This is a genomic window from Amycolatopsis mongoliensis, from assembly GCF_030285665.1.
GTDB classification, from domain to species: domain Bacteria; phylum Actinomycetota; class Actinomycetes; order Mycobacteriales; family Pseudonocardiaceae; genus Amycolatopsis; species Amycolatopsis mongoliensis.
Map to the genome: position 1 here is coordinate 8,245,976 of NZ_CP127295.1, position 18,216 is coordinate 8,264,191.

Annotated in this window: 18 protein-coding genes; 10 read left to right on the plus strand and 8 right to left on the minus strand. The window is 70.1% G+C overall.

Going from position 1 to position 18,216, the window contains the following annotated elements:
- Positions 1-7: 7 nt before the first annotated feature.
- Entirely contained in the window at positions 8-1,180 is a 1,173-nt protein-coding gene (locus QRX60_RS51525) for a ThuA domain-containing protein (RefSeq protein ID WP_332845798.1), read from the minus strand.
- A gap of 235 nt (positions 1,181-1,415) precedes the next feature.
- Complete coding sequence (locus tag QRX60_RS39520; protein WP_285996564.1) at positions 1,416-2,159, minus strand: FadR/GntR family transcriptional regulator; 744 nt, start codon at positions 2,157-2,159, stop codon at positions 1,416-1,418.
- A 269-nt stretch (positions 2,160-2,428) separates the two neighbouring features.
- On the opposite strand from QRX60_RS39520, the gene QRX60_RS39525 reads away from it, so the two are divergent.
- From QRX60_RS39525 to QRX60_RS39535, 3 genes are read left to right on the plus strand one after another with little or no spacing between them, the layout of a single operon-like run.
- Positions 2,429-4,798, plus strand: coding sequence for a ricin-type beta-trefoil lectin domain protein (locus QRX60_RS39525; RefSeq protein WP_285996565.1), 2,370 nt, complete (start codon positions 2,429-2,431; stop codon positions 4,796-4,798).
- A gap of 16 nt (positions 4,799-4,814) precedes the next feature.
- A complete protein-coding gene (locus tag QRX60_RS39530) occupies positions 4,815-5,897 on the plus strand; it encodes an RICIN domain-containing protein (RefSeq protein WP_285996566.1) in 1,083 nt (360 codons plus the stop codon).
- An 11-nt stretch (positions 5,898-5,908) separates the two neighbouring features.
- Positions 5,909-6,142 carry a hypothetical protein gene (locus QRX60_RS39535; protein ID WP_285996567.1) on the plus strand — a complete coding sequence of 78 codons (234 nt, stop codon included), beginning with the start codon at positions 5,909-5,911 and terminating at the stop codon, positions 6,140-6,142.
- Positions 6,143-6,232: 90 nt separating this feature from the next.
- On the opposite strand, the gene QRX60_RS39540 is transcribed toward QRX60_RS39535, so the two are convergent.
- Positions 6,233-6,916 carry an FkbM family methyltransferase gene (locus tag QRX60_RS39540; protein ID WP_285996568.1) on the minus strand — a complete coding sequence of 228 codons (684 nt, stop codon included), beginning with the start codon at positions 6,914-6,916 and terminating at the stop codon, positions 6,233-6,235.
- 281 nt (positions 6,917-7,197) lie between these two features.
- On the opposite strand from QRX60_RS39540, the gene QRX60_RS39545 reads away from it, so the two are divergent.
- The 3 genes from QRX60_RS39545 (at position 7,198) to QRX60_RS39555 (ending at position 8,393) form a co-directional block, all read left to right on the plus strand.
- The gene (locus QRX60_RS39545) at positions 7,198-7,512 is read left to right on the plus strand and encodes a putative quinol monooxygenase (RefSeq protein WP_285996569.1); all 315 of its coding nucleotides are present in this window, start codon (positions 7,198-7,200) and stop codon (positions 7,510-7,512) included.
- 108 nt (positions 7,513-7,620) lie between these two features.
- Complete coding sequence (locus QRX60_RS39550; RefSeq protein WP_286003797.1) at positions 7,621-8,010, plus strand: hypothetical protein; 390 nt, start codon at positions 7,621-7,623, stop codon at positions 8,008-8,010.
- A gap of 26 nt (positions 8,011-8,036) precedes the next feature.
- The gene (locus tag QRX60_RS39555; protein WP_285996570.1) at positions 8,037-8,393 is read left to right on the plus strand and encodes a ClpX C4-type zinc finger protein; all 357 of its coding nucleotides are present in this window, start codon (positions 8,037-8,039) and stop codon (positions 8,391-8,393) included.
- Here QRX60_RS39555 and QRX60_RS39560 read toward each other — a convergent pair.
- Positions 8,390-9,193 (minus strand): SAM-dependent methyltransferase, encoded by an 804-nt coding sequence (locus tag QRX60_RS39560; protein ID WP_285996571.1) that lies wholly within the window; start codon positions 9,191-9,193, stop codon positions 8,390-8,392. The genes QRX60_RS39555 and QRX60_RS39560 overlap by 4 nt on opposite strands.
- Before the next feature lie 64 nt (positions 9,194-9,257).
- Positions 9,258-10,502: a GDSL-type esterase/lipase family protein gene (locus tag QRX60_RS39565; RefSeq protein WP_285996572.1), complete on the minus strand. Its 1,245-nt coding sequence runs from the start codon at positions 10,500-10,502 to the stop codon at positions 9,258-9,260.
- A gap of 141 nt (positions 10,503-10,643) precedes the next feature.
- Here QRX60_RS39565 and QRX60_RS39570 point away from each other — a divergent pair, with 141 nt between their 5' ends.
- Positions 10,644-10,919, plus strand: a complete 276-nt coding sequence (locus QRX60_RS39570; RefSeq protein WP_285996573.1) for a hypothetical protein — start codon at positions 10,644-10,646, stop codon at positions 10,917-10,919.
- On the opposite strand, the gene QRX60_RS39575 is transcribed toward QRX60_RS39570, so the two are convergent.
- From QRX60_RS39575 to QRX60_RS39585, 3 genes are all read right to left on the minus strand, one after another.
- Positions 10,916-11,755, minus strand: coding sequence for a GH25 family lysozyme (locus QRX60_RS39575; protein ID WP_285996574.1), 840 nt, complete (start codon positions 11,753-11,755; stop codon positions 10,916-10,918). The two genes, QRX60_RS39570 and QRX60_RS39575, sit on opposite strands and share 4 nt — an antisense overlap.
- A 91-nt stretch (positions 11,756-11,846) precedes the next feature.
- Positions 11,847-13,295 carry a radical SAM protein gene (locus tag QRX60_RS39580; RefSeq protein ID WP_285996575.1) on the minus strand — a complete coding sequence of 483 codons (1,449 nt, stop codon included), beginning with the start codon at positions 13,293-13,295 and terminating at the stop codon, positions 11,847-11,849.
- A complete protein-coding gene (locus tag QRX60_RS39585) occupies positions 13,295-15,874 on the minus strand; it encodes a glycosyltransferase (protein ID WP_285996576.1) in 2,580 nt (859 codons plus the stop codon). Before QRX60_RS39585 ends, QRX60_RS39580 begins: the two co-directional genes overlap by 1 nt.
- A 116-nt stretch (positions 15,875-15,990) precedes the next feature.
- On the opposite strand from QRX60_RS39585, the gene QRX60_RS39590 reads away from it, so the two are divergent.
- From QRX60_RS39590 to QRX60_RS39600, 3 genes are all read left to right on the plus strand, one after another.
- On the plus strand, positions 15,991-17,073 hold the full coding sequence (locus QRX60_RS39590) for a sensor histidine kinase (protein ID WP_285996577.1): 1,083 nt from the start codon (positions 15,991-15,993) through the stop codon (positions 17,071-17,073).
- Positions 17,070-17,723: a response regulator gene (locus QRX60_RS39595; RefSeq protein WP_285996578.1), complete on the plus strand. Its 654-nt coding sequence runs from the start codon at positions 17,070-17,072 to the stop codon at positions 17,721-17,723. The genes QRX60_RS39590 and QRX60_RS39595 overlap by 4 nt, the downstream gene beginning before the upstream one ends.
- A gap of 99 nt (positions 17,724-17,822) precedes the next feature.
- Entirely contained in the window at positions 17,823-18,215 is a 393-nt protein-coding gene (locus tag QRX60_RS39600) for a hypothetical protein (RefSeq protein WP_285996579.1), read from the plus strand.
- Position 18,216: the final 1 nt, after the last annotated feature.

The window sequence follows — 18,216 nt, forward strand, 5'->3', positions numbered from 1 at the left end:
GGACGGTTCAGCGCAGGGTCCACTGCTGGTTGGCCTGCCCACCGCAGGACCACAGGATGATCTTCGTGCCGTTGGCCGTGCCGCGGCCGGAGGCGTCCAGGCAGAGGTTCGACTGCACGCCGGTGATCGTGTTCGCGTTAACATTCCACTGCTGGTTGGGCTGGCCGGTACAGTCCCAGATGATCACCGGCGTCCCGTTGGCCGTTCCCCGGCCGGACGCGTCCAGGCACTTGTTCCCGTACACCGTCAGCTGCTTGCCCGCGGTGTAGGTCCACGTCTGGTTCGCCTGGCCCGTCACGCAGTCCCGCAACTGCACCTGCGTCCCGTTCGCCGTCGAGGCGTTCGGCACCTCCACGCACCGGCCCGACTGCGCGCCCACGAGCTGCTTGCCCGACGGCGGCGGCGTGGTGGTCACCGAGCAGTCGGCGGGGGCCGCCCCGGCCGCGGTCCGGATCCCGCCCAGCAGCAGGTGCAGGAAGTTCGGTTCGCTGAAGCTCTCGATGGTGTGGCCCATGCCGGTGTACCAGGCACGGCCGCCGTCGAAGTCGTGGCACCACGTGGTGGGGTGGTCCGCGCCCATCGTGGCACCCGTGTAGCTCGATTCGTCCACAGTGGTCAGGACGTGGACCGACGAGCGCGGGTTCGTCCGGAAGTCGTACCACTCGTCGTAACGGGTGTACTGGGCCGGCAACCCCTGCGTGGACGGGTGGTCCGGGTCTTCGACCTTCACGAGGGCGTTCTGCTGCGCGGGGTGCTGCTTGAAGTAGGCCCCGACGAGCTGGCCGTACCAGGCCCAGTCGTACCCGCTGTCGGACGCCGCGTGGATGCCGGCGAACCCGCCGCCGTGCTCGATGTACCGCCGGAAGGCGTCCTTCCCCGCCTGCGTGCCGACCGGGTCGCCGGTCGTGGACAGGAAGACCACGGCGGCGTACGGGGCCAGGCCGGCGTCGGTGAACACCGTGTCGTCCTCGGTGGTGTCCACCGCGAAGTCGTTCTGCTGGCCCAGCTGCCGGATCGCGGCGATACCGGCGGGGATGGAGTCGTGCCGGAAGCCGGTGGTCTTGGAGAACACCAGGACCTTGAAGGCCGCCGCGGGCGCGGCGGCCACGGGTGTCGCAAGCCCCACGACCACAGCGGCGAGCAGGACAACCGCGCGGAGAGTACGAGACAGCGTCGTCACGGGTACTCCTCTTCAGGAGTGGAAGGAGCGCACGGGATGCGCGCTCCGAAATCGCTCGGTTACCGAACAGAACGGGCTAGAGCCAAGATAGGAGTGGTCGGCGGCAAAGGTCAATGCGCGGTGAAACTTACCCACCCGCAACGGATCGAGCCCGCTCCCGGCTCACCTCGGTCCACAAAGGAATGCGCGCAGGAGTGCGTACCCGGAGCCGGGCTCCGGGTACGCACTCCTGCGCTCACTGGTCGAAGAGCCGCCGCTGGATCTCCCGCCGGTAGTCCTCCAGGGTGTTGTCGAGGTGGGTGGCGGCCGCCCGGGCTGCCTCCTCCGGGTCGCCGTCACGGATCGCCCGGTAGATGGCGGAGTGCTCTTCGACCGCGTCCGACGCGTGCCCGCCGACCGCGCCGGACATCCCGATGATGTTCGTCTGGCGTTGCAGGCGGCGGGCTTCACGCACGGCCGCGACGAGGAACTGGTTGTGGGACGCGGTGGCGATGGAGAGGTGGAAGTCGTCGTCGCCGCGGTCGAACACCGCGCTCTGCCCGGTCAGGTGACCGTGCCGGCACGTCTCGGCGGCGGCCTCGATCGCGCGCAGCTCGGCCGGGGTGGCGTTCGCCGCAGCGAGCCGGGAGGCCGCCGTCTCCTGCACCCGGCGGAACTCGAAGAGCATGTAGACGTGGTCGAGGTCGGCGGGCAGGAAAGAGCCGCCCCACCGGGAAGAGCCGAGCATGCCCTCGTCGTCGGACACATACAGCCCACGCCCCTTGTGCGCTCGCACCCGGCCGATCGCCGAGAGGATCTTGACGGCCTCCCGCACCACGGTCCGGCTGGTTCCCATCCGCGCCGCCAGCTCGACCTCGGTCGGCATCCGGTCACCGGGCCGCAGCTCCAGCTCGGCGATCAGGTGCAGGATCTGCTCGGCCACCACTTCGTAGCCGGGCCGGTACGGCGCAGGCGGTGCGAGTTCCTCGTCACTGGTCACCCGATGAGTATGACTCAGTGGGCGTCGGCCAGTGACCATACCTCGCCTCCCCGCCACCCGGTCAACACCGGCGCGGCCGGAATGAAACTTACATGCATTCCCGCAGTTGAACCCGTCGAACGGGGGCGAGGCGCCCGCCCGCCCCTTGACGCTGGGCGGTACCTGCCCTCGTATGAGTCGTACACATACTTCCCCGGTTCTCCTGCCCCGGCCGGCGTGCGGGTGCCGAAGCGACCGTCGTCGAGCCCCAACCCGGAGAGGTACCCGCCATGCCGCCCCGCACCGGATCCGTCACCGCCGCACTCGTCGCCGCCCTCGTGGTGACGGCGCTCGCCGCGCCGCCCGCCCACGCCGCGACCGTCACCATCGCCGTCGCGCCCACCGGCGACGACGCCAACCCCGGCACTCCCGGGCAGCCGGTCGCCACCCCGGCCAGGGCGCAGCAACTGGCCCGCGACCGGTCGGCCGCCAACGACGTCGTCGTGCAGCTCGCCGGCGGCACCTACCGGCTGTCCGCCCCGCTGGCCTTCACCGGCGCCGACTCCGGGCAGAACGGCCACACCATCACCTGGGAGGCCGCTTCCGGCCAGACGCCGATCCTCTCCGGCGGCACGCAGGTCACCGGCTGGACGGTGCAGGACGCGAACCAGAACATCTGGGTGGCATCCGTGCCGCAGGGCGCCGACTCCCGGCAGCTGTTCGTCGACGGGGCCCTGGCGCCGCGCGCGTCGATCCCGGTCTCGCGCAACGACCTGCAGATCACCACGTCCGGCCTGACCATCGTCAACTCCGCGTTGAACTACCTCGCCACACTGCCGCAGCAGAACCGGATCGAGGTGGAGAGCCAGAACTCCTTCACCGACCGGTACTCCCCCGTCGACCACGTCAGCGGCACGTCGATCGTCATGCAGCAACCCGCGTGGAACAACAACAACTGGGGTTACGACACCCTTGCCAGGCCCTTCGGCGGCGGCCAGCTGTTCCTCGAGAACTCGTACTCGTTCCTCAAGAACACCGGCCAGTGGTACCTGGATCCGCAGGCCGGGAAGCTCTACTACAAGGCACCGAGCGGGTGGGTGCCCGGCAGCCACGACGTCGAGCTGCCACGGCTGACGTCACTGCTCCAGGTCAGCGGCAGCTACGACAACCCGGTGCGGGGCATCGCCTTCAAGGGACTGCACTTCGAGCACACGACGTGGCTCACGCCGGGCACGTCGGTCGGCTACGCCAACCAGCAGAGCGGCACGTTCCTCCCGGCCGCGGCAACCATGCCGGCTGACTTCCTGAGCTCCTGCCAGTCGGGCTGCCCGCTGTTCGAGGGCGCCCGCAACGGCTGGGCGCAGGCCCCGGCCGCCGTCCAGGTGTCCGCCGCCACCGGGATCACGTTCAGCGGCAACACCTTCACCCACCTCGGGCAGGTGGCGCTCGGCATCGGCAACGACGCGAACGCGCACGCGTCCGGGATCGGCCTCGGGGCGTCGTCGATCACCGTGGACCACAACACCTTCACCGAGGACTCGGGCGCGGGCATCGTCGTCGGTGGCGTGCGGCCGGACGCGCACCACCCGGCCACCACCGCGATGACCAACCGCGACATCACGCTGTCGGACAACACGGTGAGCCGGGTCGCCCTGGACTACCGGGAAATGGCCGGTATCCTCTCGACCTACGTCACGCACGTCGTGATCACCCACAACGACGTGTCGAACCTGACCTACGACGGCATCGACGTCGGCTGGGGCTGGGGCGCGAACGACCCGGGTGGCAGCCAGGACTACCGAAACCGCGGCCTGTACAACTACCAGCCGGTCTACACCACCCCGACGACGCTGCGGGACACCGTCGTCAGCTACAACCGGGTGCACGGCACCAAGAAGCTCATGCACGACGGCGGCAGCATCTACAACCTCTCCGCCAACCCGGGCAGCTCCATCGACCACAACCACGTCTACGACAACAACCGCACGGTCGGCCTGTACCTGGACGAAGGCTCCCGCTACGTCTCCCTGTCGGCCAACGTGATCCAGGACTCCGGGGTGTGGGCCTTCACCAACGCGAACGGCAGCAACAACACCAACGACAGCACGTTCAGCGGCAACTGGTACAACGGCGGCGCGACGAACGTGGCCACCGGCTCGCCGCACAACAACGTCCTGAGCGGCAACGTCCAGGTGAGCGGGACCAACTGGCCGTCGGGCGCGCAGCAGGTCATCGCCGACGCAGGCCCCGGCGGTGGCGGGTCGGCCGCGAGCCCGGTGCGCGCGGCCGGTGCGGGCCGGTGCCTGGACGTCAACGGCGTCAGCACCACCCCCGGCGCCCAGGTGCAGATCTGGGACTGCCACGGCGGCACCAACCAGTCCTGGACCCGGACCACCGCGGGGGAACTGACCGTCTACAGCGGCGACAGCACCCGGTGCCTGGACGCCTCCGGCCAGGGCACCACCCCGGGCACCAAGGTCGTCATCTGGACCTGCAACGGCGGAGCCAACCAACGCTGGCAGGTCACCTCGGCCGGCGCCGTCACCGGGGTCCAATCCGGACTGTGCCTGGACGTGACCGACAGCGGCACGGCCAACGGCACCGCCGTCCGGCTCTGGACGTGCACCGGCCAGGCCAACCAGAAGTGGACCTTCGGCTGAACGATCGAGGAGAACCATGAGAATCCGGCTCATCGCGGCCGCCGCGGCCTTGTTCCTGAGCGCGTTCCTACCGGGTACTCCGGCGGCCGCCGATTCCAACGGCGGCGTCCGGGTCATGCCGCTGGGCGACTCCATCACCGAAGGCACACAGGTCCCCGGCGGGTACCGGATCGGGCTGTGGCAACGCCTGAGCGCGGGCGGCTACCAGGTCGACTTCACCGGCTCCCAGTACAACGGCCCGGCAGCCCTCGGCGACCACGACCACGAGGGCCACCCGGGCTGGCGGATCGACCAGATCGACGCGAACATCGTCACCTGGCTGCGGAACACCGGTTCGCACACGGTCCTGCTGCACATCGGCACCAACGACGTCCTGCAGAACTACGACGTCGGCCGCGCGCCCGCCCGACTGTCCGGGCTGATCGACCACATCACCGCGACGGCACCGGACGCGGAGGTCTTCGTCGCGACGATCATCCCGCTCGCCAACTCCGGCCAGGAGTCGGCCGTCCGCACGTACAACTCCGCGATCCCCGGGATCGTGGCGACCAACCAGAACGCCGGAAAGCACGTGCACCTGGTGGACATGCACTCCGCTGTGACCACCGGCGACCTGATCGACGGCATCCACCCCACGGCCACCGGGTACGACAAGATGGCCGCCACCTGGTTCGGCGCGCTGCAATCCGTGTCCGGGAGCATCGGCACGCCGGGGACGTCCTCGGCGCGGCAGATCGTCGGCGCGCAGTCGGGCCGGTGCGTGGACGCCGCGAGCGCGGCCAACGGCACCCAGGTGCGGCTGCAGGACTGCGGCGGGCAAACCGGCCAGGCGTGGACCCGAGCGGGGCAGGAGCTGACCGTCGGCGGGACCAAGTGCCTCGACGCTTCCGGCCAAGGGACGGCCAACGGCACCCCGGTGATCGTCTGGGACTGCCACGGCCAGGCCAACCAGCAGTGGGCCGTCACCACGAACGGCACGATCACCGGAGTCCAGTCGGGGCTCTGCCTCGACGCGTACGGGCAGGGCACCGCCAACGGCACCCAGCTGATCCTGTGGGCCTGCAGCGGGCAGGCGAACCAGCGGTGGACGCTGCGCTGAAGGGAGCGACCATGGCCCGAGTGCTGGTCCTGACCGGCGACGCCGCCGAGGAACTCGACACGATGTACCCGATCTTCCGTCTGCGCGAAAGCGGCCACGAGGCGGTCGTGGCCGCCCCCGCGACGCTATCGGCCGGCAGGCGCGAGGCCCGCCTCCGGCAACCACGCGAGCGGCCGGCGGCTGCCCCTCGGACGGCGACTGAATCCACCATCTGCCACGAAGCGACGCATAAGATTCCTGGATGACATTCCACCGAGCATGGTGCCAAGCCGGGCAACTGCCGCCCACTGCACTGGGCCGCAAGCGTCCACCCAGCCCAGACGTCCCAGGTGGACTCATGCACGCCCGAACGCCAGCGTGCACGGCCGCAGCGGGACCGCCTCCGGTGTCAGTCCGCGAACACCTACCGGCGGGCCGGACGGACCGAACCACACCGCGTTGCCGTACAAGTCGAACAAGCTGTCGACCATGGTCTGCCATCGTTCGCGGTCGGCGGCGGTGGCCATGAGATTCCCGTTGACTTCGAGCGTCAGCAGCGGCCGCCGGGTCCGAAGCAGGTCGAGTGAACCGCTGACGAATTCCGGTTCGAAGCCCTCGATGTCCACCTTGATCACGTCGGGCACGCCGTGCTCGGCCGTGCACAGGTCGCCCGTCGTGACGGCTACCTCGAGAGAGCCACCGCCGTCGCGAAGCAGATGGGAGCAGCCGGCTCCCTCGGCCACCAGGACCATGGACCTGCGCTCGGCCTTGTCGGCCAGTGCGACCTCCACCAGCTCCACGTTGCCGAGCCCGTTGCGGTCGACATTCGCGCGCAGGCGCTTCATCGTGGCCGGGATCGGCTCGAAGGCCACGACCCGACCAGCGCGTTTGGCCATCAGGACGGTGTGGATCCCGACGTTGGCACCGACGTCCCACACCACGTCGGTCGCCTTGATCCGCGGGAGCAGCCAATCCAGCTCGCGTTCTTCGAAACCGCCTGCTCGCACGAAGGGATAGAGGCTGAGGTCGTGGCCGATCACGAAGTCGCTGCCACGGAAACGTACTGGCCGCTCCCAAGCACGCCTGAACCTGATCCGATTCAAGGCTGCGTAAGCACTTCCGATTAGCCGGCTCTCCGCCAGCGGCGTCCGGACGACGAAATTCCGCAGATTGCGTTCGATTCCCACGGTCGATGTTCCCCCCATCGTTCCAGCGCAGCCCGACAAGGTTATTGCATCGGCCACGATCAGGGAAGTGGACGAGAATGACCTGATAAAGTCGAAAGCCTGCTTCTCCCGACACGAACGACCGCAGGAGAGAGATGTTCGCACTTGTCGTCCGGTTCGACCTCCACGACGAGGCGCGCGCCGCGGAGTTCGACCTGCTGGTCGAAGAGACCGGCCGAGGCATCGCCGAACACGAACCCGGGACTCTCGTCTACGCCACCCATCGCGTCACCGACGCACCTCTCGCCCGCGTCTTCTACGAGGTCTACCGGGACCGGGAAGCCTTCGACGCCCATGAGTGCCAACCGCACACGCGCCACTTCCTCGCCGAACGGGACAAGTACGTGAAGACGACGCGCGTCGAATTCATGACCCCCGCCACGGCCAAGGGACTGCCCGCCGACGGCTGATGCCGAAAGTGGCCCACCCCGATCAGGGGCAATTCCCCACACGATCGCGTGACCCCGCGAGTCGGAACAGCCGGACTCCGCCCACCGGTCCCCAAAGTACCTCCGGTGATGAACAACTCGATGGACGACGCCGGGTGCTGCCTGCTGTCGGTGGCCTGGAACATCGCCCCGCTGACCGAAGGGCGAGCGGACTCCCGGCGCGGTGAGATCCGGCGCACGGTCGAGTCGGTGTGCCGCACCGCCGGGCACGGCGCCCGTGACTGGGCCGCGCGGAACGGGGCCGGCACCGAGGCCGAGTACCGGCCGTTCCTGCAGCTCGCCGATGTTGCCTACGAGATCGCCACGTTGCTGCTGCTGGTCGAGGACTTCCTGGTGCCCGACCTGGAACGCGAGCACCGCCGCTGGGCCGAGATCGAAGAGCTGAAGTCGCGGTTGACGGAGCTCGCCGAGTGGACGTCGGCGTTCTTGAGCTTGTCAGGGTCCGCCTTACGCGCGTAAGGTTCGTCCTGACAAAGGAGGTCGGGATGGCGAACGCGGTGATCGCACGTTGTTCGTTCTGCGCCAAGCCCAACACCGAAGTGGACACGCTCGTCGGCGGTCCTGGGGTGTTCATCTGCGACGGGTGCGTGCAGCTGTGCGTGTCGGTGATCGACGGCAAGCCGGCGGACGCGCCGCTCATCGCGCCGTGGGAGCACGATCTTCCGCTCGAGCAGGTGCTGCAGAACCTCGGCCCGGTCGCGGCCGCGACCACGCAGGTGCAGCAGAACCTGGCCGCCTGGGTCGGCAAGGCGCGCACCCTGGGCGGCACGTGGGCGCAGATCGGCGATGCGCTGGGGATGACCCGCCAATCGGCGTGGGAGCGCTTCGCCAGTGAGACTTAAGGCTTGACGCCCACGCCGGCGTAGAGGCCGTCGTCTTCGGGGTCGACGACGGCGGCGAGGCGGTCCGGCCGCCAGTTCGCGGAGGTGGTCAGCCCGGGTTCGACGAGTTCGAAGCCGTCGAAGAGGGCGAGCACCTCGTCGCGCGAGCGCGGGTAGATGTGGTCCTGCGTCGACCTCATCGTCTCGGCGATCTTGGGGTCGCGCAGGACGGCGAAGTCGTTGGTGAGGTGGGTGAGCGCGAAGTGGCTGCCGGGCGCGAGCGCGTCCCGGTAGGCCCCGAAGACACCCCGGACGTCCGGCAGGTAGTGGCCGAGGGTGATGGCGAGCAGCCCGACGGGTTCGTCGAGGTCGAGCAGATCCTTGACGGGCCCGGAGCTGAGCACGGCTTCGATGTCGGTGGCATCGGCCTCGAAGGCCTCGGCGTTCGGGTTGTCCTTGAGCAGCATGAGACTGTGCGCGACGGCGACGGGCTCGTAGTCGACGTAGACGACCCTGGCGCCGGGATCCACTGCCTGGGCGACTTCGTGCACGTTGCCGACGGTCGGGATCCCGGAGCCGAGGTCGAGGAACTGCCGGATGCCCTGGTCGAGCATGAACCGCACGACTCGGCGGAGGAAGGCCCGGTTCCGCCTGGCGATGGTGGCGACCTGGGGTTGAATGGCCTCGAGTTTCTGGGCGACGGCCCGATCGGCGGCGAGGTTGTGGGCCCCGCCGAGCAGGTAGTCGTAGATGCGGGCGGCGCTGGGCCGGGAAAGGTCGGCCCCGGGCGGGATCCAGTCCACGTCTTCCTGGTCGGTCATCGCTTCCCCCTCGAATCGGCTCGGACCACTTTAGCGGGCCGCGGCGACGCGCGAGGGGGGAAACCTACTTGCGCGCGGAGCCGGCCAGCATCGGCAGGGACACGAAGTCCGCCAAGGCCTGCTGACCCGCCGCGTTCGCGTGGATTCCGTCGCCGTTGTCGTAGGCCGGGAGGATGGTGTTCGGCTTCAGCGGGTCCTTCAGCACCTGGTCGAAGTCCACCACGCCGGAACACTCGCCGCCGCACGCGGACCAGCGGGATACGTACAGGCCGATCTCGTGCCGGGCCAGGTTCGCGGCGTCGCTGTACCCCGGGCGGGGCGTGCTCGGCGTGACGTAAACGGCGATGCCCGCCGCGCGCAGCCGCTCGAACACCGCGCGGTAGCTGGAAAGGATCGCCGCCGCGTCGCAGCCGTACGCGAGGTCGTTCGTCCCATAGTAGTAGATCACCGACGTCACGCCGTGCAGCGCCAGGACATCGCGGTCGAGGCGGCTCGAAGCGTCCAGGCCCGCGACCGACGGCGGCATGCCCGGGCACGAAGGAGCGCTGGTCGTGCCCGAGACGCCGGCGTTGGCCACCGCCAGCTGGGCCGAAGCGGGCGACTCCGCGACGATCCGCCGCGCCAGGTCGTCGGCCCAGCGCCGGTCCGCGCCGAGCTGGGTGCAGCCGGGGCCGCAGTTGGTGCTGCCGATGCCGTCGACGACCGAGCTGCCGAACGGGACGACCGTGCCCTTCAGCGAAAGGTTGTGCACGTCGACGGCGCTGACGACGTACGTCGAGCCGACCGTGGTGGTGAAAGCGCCACCGGAGACATCGGCCGTGTGGTCGCCCGAGCCCGGCGCGCTCAGGTAGTTGTCCCGCAGCGCCGCGCCGTGGCGGCCGGGAGTGGCCGCGCCCGCCACGAACATGCTCACCGCGAGGTTCGTGTCCGGGCGGGTCGCCAGCCGGGTTTCGTCGCTCCAGACGTCGCCGCCCACCGGGATCGTGACGGCGGACCGGCCGGCGAAGGTCAGGTCGCGCGCTCCGGAGACGCCGGCGCCGCCCGTGCTGAGGCCGGCCGTGGCGTGCCCGATGGTCAGCGGACCGGTACCGAAGGTGTTCTGCAGCCGGACGCGCACGGCGTCGCCGCCCTGGCTCAGGTGGGTGATCATCCGCAGCGACTGACCGGACACGGGTGCGTCCGCGTGCCCGTCCTGCGACTGCGCCCACGAGGTGAACCAGGCGTGTCCCGCCCCGTCCGCACCGGGCGCGGAGGCGACCACGAGTGCGGAAACCGTGGCGAGAACGGCGATTCGGTGGGCTGCTCGCACGGTGCCTCCTGGTCCACAAAGGACTTCGTGGCGACGTCGGCGTCACCACTCTCCGACCGATCGTAGGGAGCCGATCACGGAAGCGGCAAGCAGCTTGTCCGATCTTGTCAGCGACCGGGTTTTCGAGTTCGATGAGAAGCCATGACGCTGCGAGGCCTGCCACGACCGGGCGGAACCGAGCCCCGGCTCTTCGGTGAACCGTACGAGACGCCGGACGGCACGACGGTGATCACCGTGACCAGCCCGCCTGGGGTCTTCGCGATCCGCGAGGGCCAGGCCAAGTGGGAGCCGGCGGTCGACGCGACGCGCGTCGTCGTGCTCGCCGTCGGCACCGGCCTGGTGGCGGCGACCCTCGGCACGCTCGCCGTGCTGCGCCGGCCGCCTTGGCCGGACCTGGCGGGCCGCTGGGAGCGCTAAGCCGCTCCGCCGGCCAGCGCCACGACCCGGCCGAACGGGCCGTTGTAGTAGTTCTGGTCGCCCGGGAGGCCGCCGCCGCGGGCGAACTGCCAGATGCTCTGCTTGTCCCAGCCCGCCGGGAGCTCCCCGACCTCCGGGCCGTACCGCGCGAGCCACAGCGGGTTCGTGTTCCCGAACCCGGACGCGTTGCCGGTGCACTGCTTCCACCACGTCGTGCTGGTGTAGATCAGGGCGCTGCGCTTGACCTTCGCCAGGTAGGTCCGGGTGAAATCGGTGATCCACGCCGTCATGTCGGCCGGGTTCTTGCCGTAGCAGACGTCGCCGTACGGGTTGTACTCGATGTCCAGCGCACCCGGGAGCGTCTTGCCGTCGGACCGCCAGCCGCCGCCGTGGGCGATGAAGTACTCCGCCTGCTCCGCGCCGCCCGAGATGTCGGGCCGGGCGAAGTGGTACGCACCCCGGATCAGGCCCGCCGCGTGCGCGCCGTCGTACTGCTGGCCGTACTGCGGGTTGACGAACCCGGTGCCCTCGGTCGCCTTGACGTAGGTGAACTTCGCACCGCCGGCCGCGGCCGCGGCCCAGTCGACGGCACCTTGGTGCCCGCTGACGTCGTGGCCGAGCGTCTGGTCGGTCGTGTCAGCCCGGGCGGAGCCCGGCACCACGCCTTCGTGCCGAGCGATCTGCGTGCCCGCGTAGTTCGTGTCGGCGAGCGAGTAGTCCGGCGCGGCTTCGGCGGGAACGGCGACGACCACCGAAGCGAACGCGGCCAGCGCGCCCGCTGCGGCGAGCCGGGCCCGCCATCGCTGTTCGTCGTGTCCGGCAACGGTTCGGCTCATCGGGGCTCCGATCTCGGTACGGGCACGGGCGAACCCCATGCTGCCTGCCCGTGTCGCTCCCCGCGAGCGATGTGTCACTCGATGTGGTGATCTATAGCTCGGTGGTGATGATCGCCTCGACCACCACCTCCCCCGCCCGGGTGAGTTCGACGACGCCGTCGTCGGGGCGCAGCTCGACGAGGCCCCGCGCGGCCAGCGACCGGAATTTCCCGAGCCACGGTTCCGCGAACAGCGAACGTCCCGGGAACCGCGACGCGTGCAGGGAATCCCGCAACGGCTGCAGCGTCGTCAGGGCCATCTTCACCGCCCGCGCCTCCTGGGCTTCGGGGGTGAACCGCGTCGCCGAGCCCAGCGGAATGCGGCCGTCCGAGACGGTTTCGATGTACCGGCGGGAGTTGACGTCGGTGATCGCCTCGGACGCGCGGCAGCTCGACGAACCACCGAGCCCGATCGCGACTTCGGCCTCCTGCTTGTCCTGATCGACCATGATGGCCTTCCACTTCTCGGGCCCGAGGCCGGCGCGCGCGAAGTACATCGTCGGGTGCTCGGTGTAGCCCGCGGCGCGCAGGCCGTCGGTGAGCAGCTCCCGCATCTGGTACTGCTCGCCGAGCGTCGGCCAGCGGTGGCCGTCGCGCACCAGCTTGTCGCGGTACGACGGCAGCTGCCACGCCGCCGGCTTCTCACCGGTGACGCCGGTGCGCGTGTCGCTGTAGGACGCCAAGTGCAGCTTCGTGCACACCACCGCCGTGACTTCGTTCTCCAGCACGACGTCGAGGTCGCGGCGCACGCTGTCGAGGCTCTGGTCGAGCAGGCCGTACATCAGGTCGATGCTGACCCACTCGAAGCCGAGCGACCGGGCGTTGCGGACGAAGTCGACGCACATTTCGGCGCTGTGCTCGCGGCCGCACAGCTCCAGCACGTGGTCGTCGAACGACTGGACACCGCTGGACAGCTTGGTGCAGCCCAGCTCCCGCAGCAGCTCAAGCTTGGCCGGGGTGAACGTGCTCGGGTCGCCCTCGAACCGGATCGTCGTGTCGGCGGTGAAGCCGAACTCCGCGCGGTAGAACTCCAGGAGCCGGCGGATCTCCGGCTCCGGCAGCAGCGACGGGGTGCCGCCGAAGACGTTGAACTCCCCCACCTCGGCCCCGGCCAGGTGCGGCACGGCCTCGAGCCACAGCCGGGCTTCGGCGATGTTGAGGTCGACCCAGAGCTTCGCTTTCTCGTACGCCACTTCCGGTTTGCCCTTGACCAGCACGACCGGGTACTGGCAGAAGCGGCAGCGGTACGCGCACGTCGGGATGTAGGACCACAGGTGGATGGGCCCCGAGGACGCCAGCTGAAGATCCAGGTCGCGCAGGAACTCCGACGGCGAGCCCGGGACGTTGCCCGGGAAGACGTGCGCCCCGAACGGGTCCTCCTGCACGAAGTCCAGCAGGTGCCGGTTCTCCGGCGCCTCGAGGGCGTCGAGCACGGCGGGTCGCGGCCACGCCGGGTCGAGCGCGTGCAGCGAGCCGATCGCCTCTTCGTAGGCGAGGGTCATCAGAACACCCCTCCGTTGCCGAAGTAGTTGTGGGCCTCTCCGGATTCCCTGTCTTCGCAGTAGTAGCGGACGAACTCCGTGAAGCGCTCCGCCGGGATCTCCGCCAGGCACGGCGGCAGCGGCGGCGGGACGCCGATGTCCTCGCCGACGTGCCGCCGCAGGCAGGCGAACAGCTCGTCGGCGAACTCGAAGTACAGCCGGTACGACGGCGTCTTGTACGCGTGGATCGGCGTGAAGTCGACGACGCGCATCTCGTCGCGGATCTCGGCGATCCGCCGCGCCAGCCGGGACGCCAGGCCGGCACCGAAGAACGCGACGACGGCGTCGTCCTCCAGGAGCGTGGGTGTCAGCAGCACCGGCAGGATCGTGTTCTTCGGCGTGAAGTCCTTGATCGAGAACTCCCACGCCTGCCTCGCTTCGGCTTCGGTGAGGTCGGCGAGTGCGGTCGGGGCCGACGGCCGGATGTCCCGCATCACGATGATGCCGTCGGACCCGTACGCCCGGCCTGCGATGACTTCGTCGATGGCGTGGTCGACGCGGCGCGGGTTGATCTCGACGCGTGAGCGCGGCGCGTAGGTGATCGCGTCGCCGCCGCTGGCGACCTTGATCCCGAAGTCCCAGTCGTCGGACAGGTGGCTGACGAACTTCCCGTCCTGCAGCTGGTAGAAGATCTCGATGCCGCCGGCGCGCTCGTACGCGTCGCGTTCGACGGCGAAGCCCTTGCCGTCGGGAAAGCCGCCGAAGAGCGAGAACGTGACGGCGCGGCACCGCAGCGTCCGCTGGATCGCGTCCCACAGCCGCGGCCGGCCGGTGAAGTGGCCGTAGTTGTAGTAGTAGTCGCAGACGCCGATCGCGGCCTTGCTCGACTCCATCGCGGCGAACAGTTCGCTCAGCCAGTGCGGGTCGACGCGGCAGTCGGCGTCGGCCGACACGAGGTAGAACCGCTCCGCCGGATCGGTTTCCGGCCGGTTCCGGCTGCGTGCCGCGGCGAAGTCCATGCCCGCCCGCCGCGCGCACGACACGCCCTGCTCGGGCTCGCGGATGATGTGCAGCGCGAGTTCGGGGTGCGACGCCGCGAAGGCACGCGCGACGGCCACGGTGTCGTCGGTCGAGTTGTTGTCGACCAGCACGACCTCGTACCGGCTCTTGGCGAGCGGCGCGTCGCCGTCGCGCTGCTCGTGCAGCGTTCGCAGGACTTCCGGCAGGTTCGCGGCCTCGTTGTAGACCGGCAGGACGACCGAAAGCCGCGTGCCGGCCCCCATCGGCGGCGGGTAGAGCCGGTCGACGAGGTCGTCGACGACCCGCGTGCCGAAGTGCGCCTGCCCGAGTTCGGAGTTCGCCCGCACCACGTCCGCCCGTTTCCCTTCGTCGATGATCAGCTCGGAGACCTCGCGCGCGAACGCCGCGTCCGGCACGTCCCGGGCCCGGATGTCCAGCACTGGCGCCCGGAACCCCTTGCGGCCGTAGACGACGTCGTAGAGCTCGTACCCGCTGGTGACGTACGGCGTCCCGGAGGCGATCGCTTCGCTGACCGGGTTGCCGTAGCTTTCGTAGTCGTAGGAGGTCAGGAAGGACACGACCGTCGCGTGCGCGAGGAGATCGCGCACCGAGTACCGGCCGGGCACGGCGGTGTCGTACGGCGTCAGCCAGCCGCCGAAGACGACGCGGTCGCGGACACCCAGGCGAGTGGCCACCTCGACGAGCCGGTCGTGCTCGGCGGGAGCTTCGGCGATGTCCCCGGCGACGAACAGCCAGACGCCGGGCAGCAGCGCGAGCAGGTGCAGGTCCCGGTCGATGCGCTTCTGCGGGATGATCCGCGTGATCCGGGCCAGCAGCGGGACGTCGTCGGGAATCCCGTGGTCACGCCGGAAACCGGCGTTGCGCTCGTCGACCCGCGCGGGCGCGATGGCGAACGCGTTGGGCAGGACGTCGATGGCCCGCAGCCCCGGCACCCACTCCAGCGTCTTCGCCTTCGCCTGCTCGTGCAGCGCGAAGTAGTGGATGTGCGGCGAATTCCGCGGCGCGGGAACGCCCGGGTACGGGAACCGGCCGTACTTGGCGATGCCCGGCTCGCTCTGCCACATGAGGTCGTGGTCGCGCCAGAACACGAACCGGCCGAGGCGGTGGCGGGTTCCGTAGCGGTCTATCGCGCGGTAGAGCGCCTCGGTGTAGGTGATGTTCTCGGGCAGCGTGCCGTTCTCCACCATCACCATGGTGACGCCGAGGCGTTCCCAGGTGGCCACGATCCGGCCGGCCAGCTCGCCGGCGATCCGGTCGATCTCCGGGCGCAGCGTCTCGTCGCCGTGCTGGACGACCTCGCGCAGGACCCGCTCGACGAACTCGCGGTCGTAACCGCGGATCCCGTCGACGCCCTCGACGCGGTCGAGCGTGACCCAGCCGGGCAGCAGCCCGGCTTCGTCGCGGTAGGGGCGGAAGAAGGCGCCCTTGTCGGCCTTGATCTCGTAACCCAGGTCGAGGTGGACGCGGTGCCCGGCGAACCGGCGCGCCGTCTTGAGGAACTCGACCACGACCCCGGACAACGCGGTGGCGTCGAAGGACACGCCCCAGAGGACTGACATCGATGTCGGACTCCCCTCTCGGCTTCGCCGTCGTTCCCAGCGTAAGTGGCCGGGCGCCGGACGGCCGCGTGAGCGAAGTGGTTGACCGCGGGCGCCGAACGCCCCAGAGTGACCCCATGAACCGGGCCCTCGGGGTGCTGACCTGCGGCGCCTTCCTCTCGATCGTGCTCGGGGTCCTCGGCTCCGGGGAGCCCGTGCTCGCCTTGGTGCTCGGCGCGGTCTTCGCGGTGATCGCGACGGCGGGCTTCGGCTGGGTGCGCACCCGTGACGAGTGGGCGTGGCGGGCCGCCTACGTCGGTGTCCAGCTGCCGCTGGCCTTCGTGACGTTCACCATCAGCGCCGGCGTCGGGGCCACGCTGTTCCTCGTCGTGCTGGTCAGCCAGTGCGTGCTGCTGCGCCTGCCGCTGCCGGTGATCGCGCTCGTCATCGCCGTGGTGCCGCTCGTGCACCTCGGGATGTCGCTGGGCGCAGGCCTGCGGGAAGGCCTCGGAACGCTGGTTTCGGTGCTGTTCGCGGCCGTCATCACCGAGCTGCTGCTGCGCGAACAGCGCTCGCGCGGCGAACTCGCCGAAGCGCACGAAAAGCTGCGCGACTACGCCACCCAGGCCGAACGGCTGGCGACGGCGCAGGAGCGCAACCGCGTCGCACGCGACATCCACGATGGGCTCGGGCACTCCCTCACCGTCGTCCAGATGCAGGTCAAGGCCGCCCGCGCGGTGCTGCCGACCGACCCGGGCAAGGCCGACGAGGTCCTCGCGAAGGCGCAGGAGCAGGCCGAGAACGCGCTTTCCGAGGTGCGCCGCTCGGTGAAGGCGTTGCGCGAACCGCGGTCGACGCCGCTGCCGGACGCGTTGCGGGCACTGGTCTCGGAAGCGGGTGTCCCGGCCGGTCTCACGGTGTCCGGTGCCGAGCGGCCGCTGCCGGAAGAGCACCGGGAGGCGCTGTTCCGCGCGGCGCAGGAAGGGCTGACGAACGTCCGCAAGCACGCGGGCGCGGACCGCGTCGAGCTGGCCCTGGACTACGCCGACGCATCGGTCCGGGTCGTGGTCCGCGACGACGGCGCCGGCAGCGACGGCGGCACCTCCCCCGGTTTCGGGCTGCTGGGGCTGCGGGAACGCGCCGAGCAGCTGGGTGGCAAGCTCGACTTCACCTCGGCGCCCGGCGAGGGCAGCGCGCTGAGCATGGAGGTCCCGGGATGACACCGGTCCGCGTCCTGCTCGTCGACGACCAGGCGCTGTTCCGCGAAGCCCTGGCCACCCTGCTGGCCACCCACGACGGCATCGACGTCGTCGGCGAGGCGGGCAACGGCGAGGAAGCGCTGAGCGGGGTCGCTTCCGTGCGACCGGACGTCGTCCTGATGGACCTGCGCATGCCGGTCCTCGACGGCGTCGCCGCGACCCGCCTGCTGCGTCTGGAACACCCGTCCGTGCAGGTCATCGCGCTGACGACGTTCGACGACGACGAAGACGTCTTCGCGGCGTTGCGCGCGGGCGCGGTCGGCTACCTGCTCAAGGACGTCTCGTCGGCCCGGTTGATCGAGGCGGTGCTGGCGGCCGCGCGCGGCGAGTCGGTGCTGCAGCCGTCCGTGGCCGCGAAGGTGGTCGCGCGGTTCGCCCAGCTGCCCGACGCGCCGGAGCCTCGTCCGCAGCCGCTGGTGGTGCCGCTGTCAGAGCGGGAGCGGGAAGTGCTGCGCCTGCTCGCCGACGGCCGCAGCAACCGCGAGATCGCCGCGAAGCTGTTCCTCGCCGAGGGCACGGTGAAGAACCACGTGACGAACCTGCTGGGGAAGCTCGGCGCCCGGGACCGCACCCGAGCCGCCCTGCGGGCCCGGGACCTCGGCCTGCTCTGAGCGGTCACATGACCCCGGTCATGACTTCCGGCACGTCCCCGCACGGCCGGCACCCGGGATTCTCGTCCAGGAGCGAAACCGCACTGGAGGGAACCCGAAATGACCACCACCGCCGCACCACCCCGGACCACCGCCCGCAAGCTCGCCCGGTTCACCGGGCACTACGTCGAGATGGTCGCCGCCATGCTCGTCGGCATGGTCGCGCTGCACCCGCTGTGGCCGTCGTCGTGGCTGGAGCGCGCCGACGTCGACGCGCTCGTGATGGCCACGAACATGACCGTCGCCATGACCGCGGCCATGCTGCTGCGCCGGCACTCGTGGCCGCGGATCATCGAGATGGCCGCCGCCATGTACCTGCCGTTCGTCGCGCTGCTCGTGCCGTTCTGGCTCGGGGCGATCGGCGGCGGCACCCTGATGATCGCCGGGCACGTGATCATGTTCCCGTTGATGCTCACCGCCATGGTGTGGCGCCGCGCCGAGTACTGGCACTGAC